13 protein-coding genes are annotated in these 15,314 nt (G+C 55.2%); 8 read left to right on the top strand and 5 right to left on the bottom strand.

All coding sequences use genetic code 11. The annotated features are described in order from the left end of the window. The first annotated feature begins 170 nt into the window (after window positions 1–170). Together polA and spfP are read left to right on the top strand one after the other, a co-directional pair. The gene (gene polA, locus MYY08_RS10845; protein ID WP_038629213.1) at window positions 171–2,960 is read left to right on the top strand and encodes a DNA polymerase I; all 2,790 of its coding nucleotides are present in this window, start codon (window positions 171–173) and stop codon (window positions 2,958–2,960) included. A 253-nt stretch (window positions 2,961–3,213) separates the two neighbouring features. Next, window positions 3,214–3,261, top strand: a complete 48-nt coding sequence (gene spfP / locus MYY08_RS19265) for a small protein SpfP (RefSeq protein WP_071892919.1) — start codon at window positions 3,214–3,216, stop codon at window positions 3,259–3,261. A gap of 82 nt (window positions 3,262–3,343) precedes the next feature. Here the strand turns inward: spfP and yihA are convergent, their stop codons facing one another. After that, window positions 3,344–3,964, bottom strand: a complete 621-nt coding sequence (yihA, locus tag MYY08_RS10840; RefSeq protein WP_038629210.1) for a ribosome biogenesis GTP-binding protein YihA/YsxC — start codon at window positions 3,962–3,964, stop codon at window positions 3,344–3,346. A 555-nt stretch (window positions 3,965–4,519) separates the two neighbouring features. Here yihA and yihI point away from each other — a divergent pair. Next, window positions 4,520–5,035 (top strand): Der GTPase-activating protein YihI, encoded by a 516-nt coding sequence (gene yihI / locus MYY08_RS10835; RefSeq protein WP_084969885.1) that lies wholly within the window; start codon window positions 4,520–4,522, stop codon window positions 5,033–5,035. A gap of 245 nt (window positions 5,036–5,280) precedes the next feature. Beyond that, window positions 5,281–6,654, top strand: coding sequence for an oxygen-independent coproporphyrinogen III oxidase (gene hemN / locus MYY08_RS10830; protein WP_084969886.1), 1,374 nt, complete (start codon window positions 5,281–5,283; stop codon window positions 6,652–6,654). Window positions 6,655–6,692: 38 nt separating this feature from the next. Here the strand turns inward: hemN and MYY08_RS10825 are convergent, their stop codons facing one another. From MYY08_RS10825 to glnA, 4 genes are all read right to left on the bottom strand, one after another. After that, window positions 6,693–6,815, bottom strand: a complete 123-nt coding sequence (locus tag MYY08_RS10825) for a YshB family small membrane protein (protein WP_144380575.1) — start codon at window positions 6,813–6,815, stop codon at window positions 6,693–6,695. Between the two features lie 108 nt (window positions 6,816–6,923). After that, on the bottom strand, window positions 6,924–8,333 hold the full coding sequence (glnG, locus tag MYY08_RS10820) for a nitrogen regulation protein NR(I) (RefSeq protein ID WP_038629204.1): 1,410 nt from the start codon (window positions 8,331–8,333) through the stop codon (window positions 6,924–6,926). 7 nt (window positions 8,334–8,340) lie between these two features. After that, on the bottom strand, window positions 8,341–9,390 hold the full coding sequence (gene glnL, locus MYY08_RS10815; RefSeq protein WP_038629202.1) for a nitrogen regulation protein NR(II): 1,050 nt from the start codon (window positions 9,388–9,390) through the stop codon (window positions 8,341–8,343). Window positions 9,391–9,528: 138 nt separating this feature from the next. Next, entirely contained in the window at window positions 9,529–10,938 is a 1,410-nt protein-coding gene (gene glnA / locus MYY08_RS10810; protein WP_038629200.1) for a glutamate--ammonia ligase, read from the bottom strand. A gap of 436 nt (window positions 10,939–11,374) precedes the next feature. Between glnA and typA the strand changes: the two genes are divergently transcribed. The 4 genes from typA (at window position 11,375) to dtd (ending at window position 15,287) form a co-directional block, all read left to right on the top strand. Then, entirely contained in the window at window positions 11,375–13,198 is a 1,824-nt protein-coding gene (gene typA, locus MYY08_RS10805; protein ID WP_038629198.1) for a ribosome-dependent GTPase TypA, read from the top strand. Window positions 13,199–13,389: 191 nt separating this feature from the next. Then, a complete protein-coding gene (gene yihX, locus MYY08_RS10800; protein WP_038629196.1) occupies window positions 13,390–13,986 on the top strand; it encodes a glucose-1-phosphatase in 597 nt (198 codons plus the stop codon). Window positions 13,987–13,989: 3 nt separating this feature from the next. Beyond that, on the top strand, window positions 13,990–14,853 hold the full coding sequence (locus MYY08_RS10795; RefSeq protein WP_288014116.1) for a virulence factor BrkB family protein: 864 nt from the start codon (window positions 13,990–13,992) through the stop codon (window positions 14,851–14,853). Beyond that, a complete protein-coding gene (gene dtd, locus MYY08_RS10790; RefSeq protein WP_038629190.1) occupies window positions 14,850–15,287 on the top strand; it encodes a D-aminoacyl-tRNA deacylase in 438 nt (145 codons plus the stop codon). The genes MYY08_RS10795 and dtd overlap by 4 nt, the downstream gene beginning before the upstream one ends. Window positions 15,288–15,314 lie beyond the last annotated feature (27 nt).

The raw sequence follows: 15,314 nt of genomic DNA, 5'->3' as shown, positions 1-15,314 counted from the left end.
TAACAATACGTTAGTATTTTTGCGCACAAAGTTATCCACAGGTGATAAACACTGGCCCTGCGCAATTTCCCTGAGCTGTCGCTAAACTTCCGTCCAGGTTATTTCATTTTTGTCCGTATGATGTGGCATCCTTATGCCCATACCAACGATCATCCTGGAACGTGAAAACTATGGCCCAAATCGCAGAAAACCCTTTGATTCTGGTAGATGGATCTTCCTACCTTTATCGCGCCTATCACGCTTTTCCTCCGCTGACGAACAGCGCTGGCGAGCCGACCGGCGCGATGTATGGCGTCCTCAATATGCTGCGTAGCTTACTGTTACAGTACAAACCCAGCCATGTCGCCGTAGTGTTTGATGCAAAAGGCAAAACGTTCCGTGACGAACTGTTTGAGCATTACAAATCCCACCGTCCGCCCATGCCGGATGATCTGCGGGCGCAAATTGAGCCTCTGCATAATATGGTGCGCGCGATGGGGCTGCCGTTGCTGGCGGTATCAGGCGTAGAAGCGGATGACGTGATCGGCACGCTGGCTCTGCAGGCGGAACAGCAGGGGCGCGCGGTGCTGATCAGTACCGGCGACAAAGATATGGCCCAGCTGGTTACGCCGAACATCACGCTTATCAACACCATGAACAACGCCATCCTTGGTCCGGACGAGGTTAAGGAAAAATATGGCATCCCGCCTGAACTGATTATCGACTTCCTTGCGCTGATGGGCGATGCCTCCGATAATATTCCCGGCGTGCCTGGCGTGGGCGAGAAAACCGCGCAGGCGCTGTTACAGGGCTTGGGCGGCATTACCACTCTCTATGAAAATCTGGATAAGATCGCCGATCTCAGCTTCCGTGGCGCAAAAACCATGGCGGCGAAGCTGGAGCAGAATAAAGAAGTGGCGCTGCTCTCTTATCAGCTGGCTACCATTAAAACCGATGTGGCGCTGGATGTAGACTGCGAGCAGCTGACGGTCAATGAGCCGGATGTCGAGACGCTGCTGGGTCTGTTCCGTCATTATGAATTCCGCCGCTGGCTGACCGATCTGGAAGAGGGCAAATGGCTTCAGGGACGCAAGAGCAATGTCGGCGCACAGAAAAAGCTGGCGGAAGAGGAGCCAGCGCCGCAGCCAGAAAGCGTCAGCGTGCTTTCTTCTGACGGCTACGTCACTATCCTGGATGAAGCGACTTTCGACAGCTGGCTAAAGAAACTTCAGCAGAGCGAGCTGTTCGCTTTCGATCTGGAAACCGATTCGCTGGACACTCTTACCGCCAACATTATCGGCCTCTCCTTTGCCGTCGCGCCGGGCGAGGCGGCCTATCTGCCGGTGGCGCATGATTACCTGGATGCGCCCGATCAGCTGGATCGCAACGCCGTGCTGGCGCGGCTCAAGCCGCTGCTGGAAGATGAAAAATGTCTGAAAGTGGGTCAGAACCTCAAGTTCGACCGTAGCGTGCTGAAAAACTACGATATCGAGCTGGGCGGCATTAAATTCGACACCATGCTTGAATCCTATATGCTGAACAGCGTGGTCGGTAAGCATGATATGGACAGCCTGGCGTCACGCTGGCTGAACCATAAAACGGTCACCTTCACCGAAATCGCGGGCAAAGGCAAAAACCAGCTGACCTTTAACCAGATCGCGCTGGAGCAGGCGGCGCATTACGCTGCGGAAGATGCAGACGTCACGCTGCAATTGCACCTAAAAATGTGGCCGGAGCTGGAGAAAGAAGCTGGCCCGAAAAAGGTGTTTGAAGAGATCGAAATGCCGCTGCTGACAGTGATTTCACGCATCGAACGCAACGGCGTTTTAATCGACCAGAACATTCTGGCGAAGCATTCTCAGGAGCTGACCACGCGCCTGAAAGAGCTTGAAGAAAAAGCGCATGAGCTGGCGGGCGAGCCGTTTAATCTTTCATCAACTAAACAGCTGCAAACTATTCTGTTTGAAAAGCAGGGGATCAAGCCCACGAAAAAAACGCCGGGCGGCGCGCCTTCTACCAGCGAAGAAGTGCTGGCCGAGCTGGCGCTCGACTACCCGCTGCCGAAAGTGATTCTGGAGCATCGCGGCCTGTCCAAGCTCAAATCGACCTATACCGATAAGCTGCCACAGATGATTAACCCGCGTACCGGCCGGGTGCACACCTCTTATCAACAGGCGGTCACGGCGACAGGGCGTCTCTCGTCGACCGATCCTAACCTGCAAAACATCCCGGTGCGTAATGAAGAAGGGCGCCGTATCCGCCAGGCATTTATCGCACCGAAAGGTTGCCGCATCGTCGCGGCGGATTACTCGCAGATCGAGCTGCGCATTATGGCGCATTTGTCGCAGGATAAAGGGCTGCTTGCCGCTTTTGCCGAAGGTCAGGATATCCACCGCGCGACGGCGGCGGAAGTTTTCGGCGTCAGCGTTGATAAGGTAACCAACGAACAGCGCCGCAGCGCGAAAGCGATTAACTTCGGTCTGATCTATGGTATGAGCGCATTTGGTCTGTCGCGTCAGCTGAATATCAACGCGGGCGAAGCGAAAATCTATATGGATCGCTATTTTGAACGCTATCCGGGCGTGCTGACCTATATGGAAACCACGCGTCAGCAAGCGTCCGAGCAAGGTTATGTTTCTACGTTGGATGGCCGTCGCCTGTGGCTGCCTGATATCAAATCCGCTAACGCCATTCGACGCAAGGCGGCGGAGCGCGCGGCAATCAACGCGCCGATGCAGGGAACCGCGGCGGACATTATCAAGCGTGCAATGATTGACGTCGATGCCTGGCTGCGCCAGCCGGACGCGCCGCAGGTCACAATGATTATGCAGGTTCACGATGAACTGGTATTTGAAGTGCGGGAAGAAGACGTTAAATCCGCCAGCGCGAAAATCCAGCAGCTGATGGAAAACAGTGTGAAGCTGGATGTACCGCTGCGGGTAGATGTCGGCGTAGGCGATAACTGGGATCAGGCGCACTGATGCCGTAAAGACCAGCCTGGCGGCAGCGCGCTTCCGCGACATGCCGTCAGGAACGCCTGATTTTTCTGAAGAAATAAGCCTGTGCTGGCATCATGACGCTCAAACATTTTTTTAGTAATTAAGCTACAGGGATTCACTGTTTATGTGACGGCTGTTAAGAAAAAACAGCAGTTTTATGAAAATTAACTACAAAAAATGCTTTGTCGGTCAGAAAAAATCGGGTAAAGTTTACGGCGTAGGGTACAGAGGTAAGATGTTCTATCTTTCAGACCTTTTACTTCACGTAATCGGATTTGGCTGAATATTAGCCGCCCCAGTCATTCTGTGACTGGGGCGTTTTTTATTGGGCGCCTGCCAGACGGGATGCAGCGCACCCTCCTTCCTTATTCCGCCGGCTCGTCTTTGAGCGGGCTAAACCAGCTATCCAGCTTATCGCGCAGTTTATCGACGCCCATTTTCTTCAGGGAAGAAAAGAGTTCGACCTGCACATCGCCCATAAACGCCATCGATGCTTCGCGCACCATATTGAGCTGGCTCTTACGCGCGCCTGAGGCGAGCTTATCCGCCTTGGTCAGCAGCACCAGCACCGGAATTTGACTCTGCACCGCCCATTCAATCATCTGCTGATCGAGATCTTTCATCGGATGACGAACATCCATCAGGACAACCAGCCCCTTAAGGCATTCCCGCTTTTGCAGATATTCGCCCAGCGCTCGCTGCCATTTGCGTTTCATCTCTTCAGGCACTTCAGCGTAGCCATAGCCCGGCAAGTCGACCAGCCGCGCGCCTTCCGCCACCTGAAACAGGTTGATCAGCTGAGTGCGGCCAGGCGTTTTACTGGTGCGCGCCAGGCTTTTTTGGTTGGTCAATGTATTGAGGGCACTGGATTTACCCGCATTAGAACGGCCTGCAAATGCCACTTCGATACCTTCATCAGCCGGAAGGTGACGAATATCGGGGGCGCTGGTAACGAAGTGTGTGACGTGATAATTCCAGCCTGACAAAATAGAGACTCCTGGAGAGGTCGGTGTGTTGAATGTCGTGATTATACCCTTAAAGCGGGCAAAGCGCTGCCTGGCCAGCTTTATGAAAAACTTTGTAAGATATTTGCCATAGTTATTGCCAGTTATTGACGTTTGTTAGAACTTCGATTTTATTAATTTCTATAAAGTTCAATAAATTAAATAGAGCGATGCCGAATAAGAAAGAATAAATGGCTTATGTATCTTGCCACTTTGAGCAGTTAGTCTAAAGTAATTCACAGAGTTTGGATGGCTCACTTCAGGATGAAGCGCTCAGGGAAGCGGGGAACGCACAGAGCAGGGAAAGGGAAAGGGCGCTAAGGAACGTGCCGTCAGGGAAAAGGAAACGCTCAGGATGAGAGCGAATAGCAAAGGGAAAAACCGGGACGTTGACTGCAAAACGGATTTAAAGGATGGTTATCCTTCTACGGAAGGTACGAAAAAAGGCGACAGGGTGACCTGCCGCCTTTTTTCTTTGTGCGCTTTCTGCTAGATTCCGCCGCAATTCTATACTAAAGAAAACCCCCCGGATAAAAGATCATGAAACCTGCACGTAAGCCACAAACCAGCGCGGCGCCAAAAGTAAAACGTCAATCGCGCGAAGATCAAAATCAGGAAGCGCGCGATCGTAAACGCGACAAAAAGCGTCGCGGACATGCGGCAGGCAGCCGCGCGAACCCCATTGCGCAGCAAAACGGCAAAGGAAATGCTAACAAGGAAAAAGACCCGCGTATCGGCAGTAAAAAACCGGTGCCGTTATTGAAAGAAGGCGTGACGGTCGCTAAGCCGATTAAAAAGGCGCCTGTTCAGCAGAAGCCGCAGATGAGCCCGGAAGACGAGCTGGCGAAGCTGGAAAACGACGAGCGTCTTGATGCGCTGCTGGATCGTCTGGAGAATGGCGAAGTGCTGTCGGCGGAAGAGCAGGCCTGGCTGGATCAAACGCTGGACCGCATTGATGTGCTGATGGAACAGCTGGGCATTGGCATGGATGACGACGACGCAGATGAAGAAGCGGATGAAGATATGTATCGTCTGCTGAAAGGCGAGCGCTAAACGTACCGCGTAATTTGACGGGCGCTGGCGAAAACGCTCGTCCGCTCATTCAGGTATCCCACTATGTTTTGGCCTGGATCAATTATCGCACTCCTGTTGGCGTGTTATCTGTTTTGGCTGTTTGTTAAACTACGCCGCCTGACGCAGCTGAAATCCCGGTTGCGCCGTGCTACCGCTAACCGGCAGCGCCAGGCCTCCCTGCCATTGACGCGGCCCGTAAGGCGTCGTAAATGGAAGGAGTGAACATGTCAATGCCGTTAACCGAGTGGGATCAGGCCCTGATCGAAAAGTATAACTATGCCGGGCCGCGTTATACTTCTTATCCCACCGCGCTGGAGTTTACCGAAGGCTGGAGCGAGGCGGCATTTCAGCAGGCCGCCCGTCGCTATCCCGATCGACCGCTCTCTCTCTATATCCACATTCCTTTTTGCCATCGCCTCTGCTATTTCTGCGGCTGCAACAAGCAGGTCACGCGCCAGATGCATAAAGGCGATCGCTACCTGGATGTGCTGGAGCAGGAGATCCGTCAGCGGGCGGCGCTGTTTGGCGGACGCAGCGTCACGCAGATGCACTGGGGCGGCGGCACGCCGACGTGGCTAAGCAAAGCGCAAATGAGTCGTCTGATGGCGGTGCTGCGGAAATGCTTCAATTTCAGCGCGACGGCTGAGATTTCTATCGAAGTCGATCCGCGCGAAATCGAGCTGGATATACTCGATCACCTGCGCGCGCTTGGCTTTACTCGCCTCAGTATGGGCGTACAGGATTTTAATAAAGTCGTGCAGGAGCGGGTCAACCGCGTGCAGGATGAAGCCTTTATTTTCGCGCTGATCAAGCGCGCGCGCGAACTGGGCTTTACCTCAAGCAATATCGACCTGATCTACGGCCTGCCGATGCAAACGCCGGAAAGCTTCGATTATACGCTGCAAAAAGTGGCAGAGCTGCGGCCCGATCGCTTAAGCGTATTCAATTATGCGCATCTGCCGACGCTGTTCGCCGCCCAGCGTAAAATTAAAGACGACGAACTGCCGGGACCGGCGCAGAAGCTGGTGATCCTGCAACAAACCATCGCCACGCTGACCGCGCAAGGCTATCACTATATCGGCATGGATCATTTCGCCCGCCCGGACGATGAATTGGCCGTCGCGCAGCGCGCCGGCAAGCTGCACCGCAACTTTCAGGGTTACACCACTCACGGCGACACCGATCTGTTAGGAATGGGCGTATCGGCGATCAGTATGCTGGGGGACTGCTACGCGCAGAACCAGAAAGAGCTTAAGGCGTACTACGCCAGCGTAGAGCAACAGGGCAACGCCCTATGGCGCGGCTTAACGCTGAGCGCCGACGACTGCCTGCGGCGCGATGTGATTAAAGCGCTGATCTGTAACTTCGCGCTCTCCTTCGCCGACATTGAGAAGCAAAGCGGCGTGAAATTTACCGAATACTTCGCCGAGGATTTGGCTTTGCTGGCGCCGCTGGCGGCGGATGGGCTGGTGGACGTGCTGCCGGAAGGCTTACAGGTGACGCCAAAGGGACGGCTGTTGATCCGCAATATCTGCATGTGCTTTGACGTTTATATGCGACAAAAAGCGCGGCAGCAGCAGTTCTCGCGCGTTATTTAGCACAGCAAGCAAAAAGGCCGGGAGCGCCGGCCTTTTTGTTAATTAAACAGATTGAGCATCACGGCGCACAGCACAGCCGCCAGCGCGGTCTGCGGCGAATGGCCGATAGCAGCGCCGGTTTCAGCGCTCTGCGAGACCAAATGCATCAGTGATTCAAACATGATAAACCTCCGGGCAACCGCTCAGAATGATACTGAACGGCACCGGCGTGTAAAGAGCGTGCCTGCGAAAAATTGCGCAATAAATAATCTTTTTTACACTTTTTTCGTCTACTCCATTCCCAGCTCTTTTAGCTTACGCGTAAGGGTGTTGCGTCCCCAGCCCAGCAGCCGCGCCGCTTCCTGCTTATGGCCCTGCGTATGGCGCAGCGCGGTGGTCAGCAGAGTGCGTTCCATCTCCGGCTGAGCTTCCGACAACAGGTCTTGATGACCGGATCGCAATGCCCGATCGGCCCACTGCGCCAGTAGCGTGGCCCAGCTGTCCGGCAGCGACTGTACGGCGGGATCGCTGCTGCTGCTTTCAAACAGCTCCGGCGGCAAATCCTGAATGAGGACCTCCTGTCCGGCAGCCATCACCGTCAGCCAACGGCAGGTATTTTCCAGCTGGCGCACATTGCCCGACCAGTGCAGCCGCGTCAACGCCGCCTCGGTTTCAGGGTGCAGGATTTTTGCCTCTACGCCCAGCTCGCGTGCGGCTACCTGCAGGAAGTAGCGCGCCAGCCGTGGAATATCCTCGCGGCGCTCGCGTAGCGGCGGCAAATGCACGCGGATCACATTCAGACGGTGGAACAGATCTTCCCTGAACTTGCCTTCCTGCACGCGCAGCTCAAGATTCTGGTGGGTTGCCGCGATAATCCGCACGTCCACTTTTACCGGCGCATAGCCGCCGACGCGATAAAACTGCCCGTCGGCCAGCACGCGCAGTAGGCGCGTCTGCACATCCAGCGGCATGTCGCCGATTTCATCAAGAAACAGCGTACCGCCGTCCGCCTGCTCAAAACGCCCCTGGCGAATCTGATTGGCGCCGGTAAACGCGCCTTTCTCATGACCGAACAGCTCAGACTCAATCAGGTCTTTCGGGATCGCCGCCATATTCAGCGCAATGAAGGGCGCTTTGGCGCGCGGGCTGTGGCGATGCAGCGCATGCGCCACCAGCTCTTTGCCGGTACCCGATTCGCCGTTGATCAGCACACTAATTGAAGAGCGCGAAAGACGACCGATAATGCGAAACACATCCTGCATCGCCGGCGCTTCGCCAATGATGTCAGTGGTCGGCCCGCTCACTGGCCTGTCGCGCGGCTGCTGCTGCTCCTGATAATGACTGATTGCGCGCTCAACCAGCGCGACGGCTTCGTCGATATCAAACGGCTTAGGCAGATAATCAAACGCGCCCTGCTGATAGGCGCTGACCGCCGCATCCAGATCTGAATGCGCCGTCATGATAATCACCGGCAGCATCGGATGACGCTGTTTAATCTGTTTCAGTAACGCCAGGCCATCCATTCCGGGCATACGAATATCAGACAGTAAAACGTCTGGGGTTTTGCTGGCGAGTGCGTCCAGCACTTCGCTGCCGCTTTCAAACGTGGCGCAGCTTAAACCGGCTCCGGTCAGTGCGCGTTCAAGCACCCAGCGGATGGAGCTATCGTCATCGACGATCCAAACTATCCCTCGTTGCATAGAAACCTCACTGGCGAATAGGCAGGTAAATCGAAAATTCGGTATGGCCAGGCCAACTGCTAAATTCTATTTTTCCAGAATGCTGGTCGATCAGGCTGCGGGCAATAGAGAGGCCCAGTCCGGTTCCGCCCTCCCGACCGCTGACCATTGGATAAAACAGCGTATCCTGCAGCTGCGTCGGAATGCCTGGTCCGTCATCTTCCACATCAATACGCGCTACCAGACGATAACGCGCGCCATGCAGCGTCAGCTGAAACGCGGTGCGGGTACGCAGCGTAATGGTGCCGCCTGCGTCGCCCAGCGCCTGTAGCGCATTGCGAACGATATTCAGCAACACCTGCTCTATCTGATCGGGATCGTGCGGCAGTTCCGGCAGGCTGGGGTCGTAATCACGCACCAGCGAGACATTCTCCGGCAGCTCCATATTGACCAGATTCACCACGCGCTCCGCCACCTGATGAATGCTTTGCGTCACGTGCATGCCCGGCTGCTGCGGCCCTAACAGCCTGTCGACCAGATTGCGCAGCCGATCGGCCTGTTCAATAATCACTTTGGTATATTCCGTCAGCGACGGATCGGGCAGCGCCTTCGCCAGCAGCTGCGCCGCGCCGCGCAGTCCGCCGAGCGGGTTTTTGATCTCATGCGCCAGTCCGCGCACCAGGTCGCGCGCGGCAACCTGCTGCGCATGCTGTATCTGCTCCTGACTGAGACGGCGCTGATTATCCATCGGCGCCATTTCCAGCAGGATCAGGCCGTCAGGCAGGCGCTGCGCGGTGAGCGACATAATATGGGCGCGGCCGTCCACCACCAGCGTCACTTCGCTGTCGGTAAATCCCTGACCAGCGGCCAGGCTTTCCTGCATTACGGCGATATTCAGAGAAAAATAGCCCATCAGCTCCGGCAACGGCGTACCGAAAAGCTTACGCGAGCTTTGCGCCAACAGCTGCTGGGCTGCGGGGTTGGCGTAATGAATCACCAGTTCGTTATCGACCAGCAGGATACTGTTAATCAGGGAATTGAGAATCTGCCCAGCATCGGGCAAGGGGCCAGTTGCCATACAGCGTTCTCCTGCACTGTTTTAGTGCATTATAGTTTCAGGTTTGATAACGCGATATTCCGGCCGTTGAAGACGCGGAGAAAAAAGCCCATCCGAAGATGGGCTGAAAGTTTCCACGGCAACAAAAACTCAAACCAATTAAACGCTGTAGTAAAGCTCGAACTCGACCGGGTGCGGCGTCATGCGCACGCGATCCATTTCAGATTTACGCAGGTCGATATAGGCGTCGATAGCGTCGTCGGTGAATACACCGCCACGGGTCAGGAACTCGCGGTCTTCGTTCAGCGCGTTCAGCGCTTCTTCCAGCGAGCCTGCAACTTTTGGAATCTCGGCCTCTTCTTCCGGCGGCAGGTCATACAGGTTCTTGTCCATCGCATCGCCAGGGTGGATCTTGTTGATGATGCCATCCAGACCCGCCATCAGCAGCGCAGCGAAGGCCAGGTACGGGTTAGCAGCCGGATCCGGGAAACGCGCTTCGATACGACGCGCTTTCGGACTGGCGACCACCGGGATACGGATGGAAGCAGAGCGGTTACGCGCAGAGTAGGCCAGCATAACCGGCGCTTCGTAGCCCGGCACCAGACGCTTGTAGGAGTTGGTGGTCGGGTTTGCCAGGGCGTTGATCGCTTTCGCGTGTTTGATCACGCCGCCGATGTAGAACAGCGCCATTTCAGACAGGCCGCCGTATTTGTCGCCGGCGAACAGGTTGGTGCCGCCTTTAGACAGGGACATATGGCAGTGCATGCCGGAGCCATTATCGCCGAACATCGGTTTTGGCATAAAGGTGGCGGTTTTGCCGTAGGCGTGCGCAACGTTGTGCACGACATATTTGTAGATCTGAATTTCGTCCGCTTTTTTCACCATGGTGTTGAAACGGGTGGCCACTTCGTTCTGACCAGCGGTGGCGACTTCATGGTGATGCGCTTCAACGACCAGACCCATCTGCTCCATGGTCAGACACATGGCGGAACGGATGTCCTGTGAGGAGTCAACCGGCGGAACCGGGAAGTAGCCGCCTTTCAGGCCCGGACGGTGGCCTTTGTTGCCGCCTTCATATTCTTTACCGGTGTTCCAGGCCGCTTCGATATCGTCGATAGCCACATGCGAACCGGAGGTGCTGCTGCCGAAACGGATGTCGTCGAACAGGAAGAATTCCGGCTCCGGTCCGAACAGCACGGTATCCGCGATGCCGGATGAACGCAGGAAATCTTCCGCACGTTTAGCGATAGAGCGCGGGTCGCGATCGTAGCCCTGCATGGTGCCCGGCTCAAGGATGTCACAACGGATGATCAGCGTGGAATCTTCGTAGAACGGATCCAGCACGGCGGTAGTCGCGTCCGGCATCAGCACCATGTCAGATTCGTTAATGCCTTTCCAGCCGCCGATAGAGGAGCCGTCAAACATTTTGCCTTCTTCGAAGAAGTCTGCGTTGACCTGATGCGCAGGGATGGTTACGTGCTGCTCTTTACCTTTGGTATCGGTGAAGCGCAGGTCAACAAACTTAACTTCGTGTTCATTCATCATAGAAAGAACGTGTTCAGCGGACATACTCAACTCTCCTGGTAATTGTCATTGTCGTCGTGGTAAGAGAACTTCATCCTGCCAGGCGCGTAAAGTCGAGCGTACAGCTGGCAACAAAGTACTCGGACAAGCTATCAACCGTTGTGGAAACTGTCGTTTTGGCTTGAATAAAATAAAGCGAATTCTGTGCCAACTTTTTTATTCTGGCCAAAAAGCGCTATTATGCGCGCTCTCGACAAACGAGGGATGCACCATGATGGATATCGCGCACCATTATAGTGCATTTGAGTTAATTTTGGGCACCATAATGGTGCAGCTGGTCAATCAGGTGCATTTTTTGCACTGAAAGTGGTGTTATAAGGCAAGCCCTGGAGCATTCTTTCTTTGATATTTGTGATCCTGTTCAGTCCTTCGATTAATCCGTGTACAATAGCGCGCTATTTCTAATGCCTGAGGCAAAGCTGTGATCGAAAATTTGCGTAACATCGCCATTATTGCGCACGTTGACCATGGGAAAACCACCCTGGTCGACAAACTGCTGCAACAGTCCGGTACTTTTGATGCCCGTACTGAAGCAACCGAGCGTGTAATGGACTCCAACGATTTGGAGAAAGAGCGTGGGATTACCATCCTCGCGAAAAATACCGCCATCAAATGGAACGACTATCGTATCAACATCGTTGATACTCCGGGACACGCCGACTTCGGTGGAGAAGTTGAGCGCGTTATGTCCATGGTTGATTCAGTGCTGCTGGTTGTCGACGCGATGGACGGCCCAATGCCGCAGACGCGTTTCGTGACCAAAAAAGCATTTGCCCACGGCCTGAAGCCGATCGTGGTCATCAACAAAATTGACCGCCCGGGCGCGCGTCCTGACTGGGTTGTCGATCAGGTGTTCGACCTGTTCGTTAACCTTGACGCGACCGACGAGCAGCTCGATTTCCCGATTATTTACGCCTCTGCGCTGCAGGGTATCGCTGGCGTCGACCATACCGATATGGCTGACGACATGACCCCGCTGTACCAGGCGATCGTCGACCACGTACCGGCGCCAAACGTCGATCTGGACGGCCCGCTGCAGATGCAAATCTCTCAGCTGGACTATAACAACTACCTGGGCGTGATCGGCATCGGCCGCATCAAGCGCGGCAAAGTTAAGCCGAACCAGCAGGTTACGGTTGTCGACAGCGAAGGCAAAACCCGCAACGCGAAAGTGGGCAAAGTGCTGGGCCACCTGGGTCTGGAGCGTATTGATACCGACCTGGCGGAAGCAGGCGACATCATCGCAATCACCGGTCTGGGCGAGCTGAACATCTCCGACACCATCTGCGATCCGCAGAATGTCGAAGCGCTGCCTGCGCTGAGCGTTGATGAGCCGACTGTAACCATGTTCTTTAACGTCAACACCTCGCCGTTCTGCGGTAAAGAGGGTAAATACGTTACTTCACGTCAGATCCTGGATCGTCTGAAGAAAGAGCTGGTGCACAACGTGGCGCTGCGCGTAGAAGAAACCGAAGATGCGGACGCTTTCCGCGTATCCGGTCGTGGCGAACTGCACCTCTCCGTGCTGATCGAAAACATGCGTCGTGAAGGTTTCGAACTGGCGGTATCCCGTCCGAAAGTTATCTTCCGCGAAGTTGATGGCCGTAAACAAGAGCCGTTCGAAAACGTGACGCTGGATATCGAAGAACAGCATCAGGGCGCGGTCATGCAGGCCATGGGCGAGCGTAAAGGCGACATGAAAAACATGGACCCGGACGGCAAAGGCCGCGTGCGTCTCGACTACGTTATTCCGAGCCGTGGTTTGATCGGTTTCCGTAACGAATTCATGACCATGACCTCCGGCACCGGTCTGCTTTACTCTACTTTCAGCCACTACGACGACGTGCGTCCGGGCGAAGTAGGCCAGCGTCAGAACGGCGTGTTGATCTCTAACGGCCAGGGCAAGGCGGTCGCCTTCGCACTGTTCGGTCTGCAGGATCGCGGCAAACTGTTCCTGGGCCACGGCGCGGAAGTTTACGAAGGCCAGATCATCGGCATTCACAGCCGTTCTAACGACCTGACCGTCAACTGCCTGACCGGTAAGAAACTGACGAACATGCGCGCATCAGGTACTGATGAAGCGACGACGCTGGTTCCGCCGATCAAGATGACCCTTGAGCAGGCGATCGAGTTTATCGATGATGACGAACTGGTTGAAGTCACGCCGACCTCCGTACGTATTCGTAAACGTCACCTGACGGAAAACGATCGTAAGCGTGCTTCACGCGGCAGCAAAGACGTATAACGTCACGCTATTGTGTGAACAGAAGTTGTTAAAGGGCCCCGTAAGGGGCCTTTTTTTTGCCTCGCCTTCCTGCCCGCGCCTTTTCGCGGAAATAGCGCGCTCTGATTTCCGCCATCCTTTGCGTCATGCCCTGTTCAGCATCCGCTTTTATCGCTAGAGTGAATAGCTCGACGGGACAACAGGAGATGGCCATGCTGTATATCTTTGATTTAGGTAATGTCATTGTTGATATCGATTTCAACCGGGTGCTGGGCGTCTGGAGCGATCTTGGCCGTGTCCCGTTAGCGCTGTTAAAAAGCCGCTTTCAGATGGGCGAAAACTTCGAGCGTCATGAACGTGGCGAAATCAGCGATGAGCAGTTCGCCGCGAATCTTTGCGCTGAACTTGATATCGCGCTGAGCTATGAGCAGTTTGTCGCAGGCTGGCAGGCAGTGTTTATCGGCGTAAGGCCTGAGGTTATCGCGCTGATGCAACAGCTGCGCAACCGTGGAGAACGCGTGGTTATCCTCTCCAACACTAACCGGTTGCACTGCGACTACTGGCCGTCGCAATACCCTGAGGTACAGCAGGCGGCCGACAAACTCTATCTTTCTCAGGATATGGGCATGCGTAAGCCGGAGGCGCGTATTTTTCAGCGGGTACTGGAAGAAGAGGGCTTTAGCGCGGATCAGGCCGTTTTCTTTGACGACAACCCTGAAAATATCGAAGCGGCCCGGCAGCTTGGCATTACCGTGGTGCATGTCACCGACGCGCAGACGGTGCCAGACTGGTTCGCCAGCCATGGTTGAGTAATGAAGCGGCTTCACTTAGGCCCGCGCGTCCGCACAACAGGCGCCTGGCTAAAGCTGCTGTGGCAGCGCGTCAATCATGACGGTATGACCACCGAAGCGGGCAATCTCGCTTTCGTGTCGCTGCTGGCGCTTGTGCCGCTGGTGGCGGTGGTCTTTTCGCTGTTCGCTGCGTTTCCGGTCTTCGCTGATATCAGCGTTCAGCTAAAGCATTTTATTTTTAATAACTTCGTTCCGGCGGCGGGCAATGTGGTGCAGGACTATCTCGATCAGTTCGTCGCCAACGTCAATAAAATGACCGTTGTCGGCGCCGTCGGGCTGATCGTCACCGCGCTGCTGCTGATGCACTCTATCGACAGCGCGTTGAACGCCATCTGGCGCAGCCAGAAAAAGCGGCCGCTGGTGTTTTCCTTTGCCGTTTACTGGATGATCCTGACGCTTGGCCCGCTGTTGGCTGGCGCCAGCCTGGCGATAAGCACCTGGCTGCTGTCGTTGAAATGGGTGACGGTCAGCGGCGTCACCGGACTTATCGATCAGACGCTGCGCATTTTCCCGCTGCTGTTTTCATGGCTCGCGTTCTGGCTGCTTTACAGCCTGGTGCCGACGACGCGCGTGCCGCCGCGCGACGCTCTGATCGGCGCGCTGGTGGCGGGGCTGCTGTTTGAGCTGGGAAAAAAAGCGTTCGCGCTTTATATCATTACGTTCCCTTCGTATCAGCTTATTTACGGCGTGCTGGCCGTGATCCCTATCCTGTTCCTGTGGGTTTACTGGACATGGTGTATCGTTCTGTTAGGCGCGGAAATCACCGTCACGTTGGGAGAATTCCGCCATCAACAACAAAAACAAAAGAGTAATGAGGAAGCATGATTGCATTAATTCAGCGAGTCCGACGCGCCAGCGTAACGGTGGCGGATGAAACGGTCGGCGAAATCGGCGCCGGCCTGCTGGTGTTGCTGGGCGTGGAACAGGAAGATAACGAACAAAAAGCGCAGCGGCTGAGTGAGCGGGTGCTGGGCTACCGTATTTTTAGCGATGAAAACGGCAAGATGAACCTGAACGTTCAGCAGGCTGGCGGCAGCCTGTTAGTGGTGTCGCAGTTTACGCTGGCGGCCGATACGCAAAAGGGAATGCGTCCCAGCTTTTCACGCGGCGCCGAGCCGCAGGAGGCGGAACGTCTCTATCACTATTTTAGCGACCGATGCCGTCAGCAGGGGATTGCCGTTGAAAACGGGCGCTTTGCCGCAGATATGCAGGTCGCATTGGTCAATGATGGTCCGGTCACCTTTTGGCTGCAGGTGTAACGTCAGTCGCCGCAGAATGCCAGAACC

The organism is Mixta sp. (assembly GCF_024610815.1).
In the GTDB taxonomy this organism is placed as follows: Bacteria; Pseudomonadota; Gammaproteobacteria; order Enterobacterales; family Enterobacteriaceae; genus Mixta; species Mixta calida.
The sequence above is the reverse complement of the archived record's forward strand: the minus strand, read 5'-3'. Positions and strand labels throughout refer to the sequence as shown.

Bases quoted from the DNA above. Each gene is read 5' to 3' on its own strand.
- polA (WP_038629213.1), top strand. From the start codon at position 171: ATGGCCCAAATCGCAGAAAACCCTTTGATTCTGGTAGATGGATCTTCC.
- hemN (WP_084969886.1), top strand. From the start codon at position 5,281: ATGTCAATGCCGTTAACCGAGTGGGATCAGGCCCTGATCGAAAAGTAT.
- MYY08_RS10825 (WP_144380575.1), bottom strand. From the start codon at position 6,815: ATGTTTGAATCACTGATGCATTTGGTCTCGCAGAGCGCTGAAACCGGC.
- glnG (WP_038629204.1), bottom strand. From the start codon at position 8,333: ATGCAACGAGGGATAGTTTGGATCGTCGATGACGATAGCTCCATCCGC.
- glnL (WP_038629202.1), bottom strand. From the start codon at position 9,390: ATGGCAACTGGCCCCTTGCCCGATGCTGGGCAGATTCTCAATTCCCTG.
- glnA (WP_038629200.1), bottom strand. From the start codon at position 10,938: ATGTCCGCTGAACACGTTCTTTCTATGATGAATGAACACGAAGTTAAG.
- yihX (WP_038629196.1), top strand. From the start codon at position 13,390: ATGCTGTATATCTTTGATTTAGGTAATGTCATTGTTGATATCGATTTC.
- MYY08_RS10795 (WP_288014116.1), top strand. From the start codon at position 13,990: ATGAAGCGGCTTCACTTAGGCCCGCGCGTCCGCACAACAGGCGCCTGG.
- dtd (WP_038629190.1), top strand. From the start codon at position 14,850: ATGATTGCATTAATTCAGCGAGTCCGACGCGCCAGCGTAACGGTGGCG.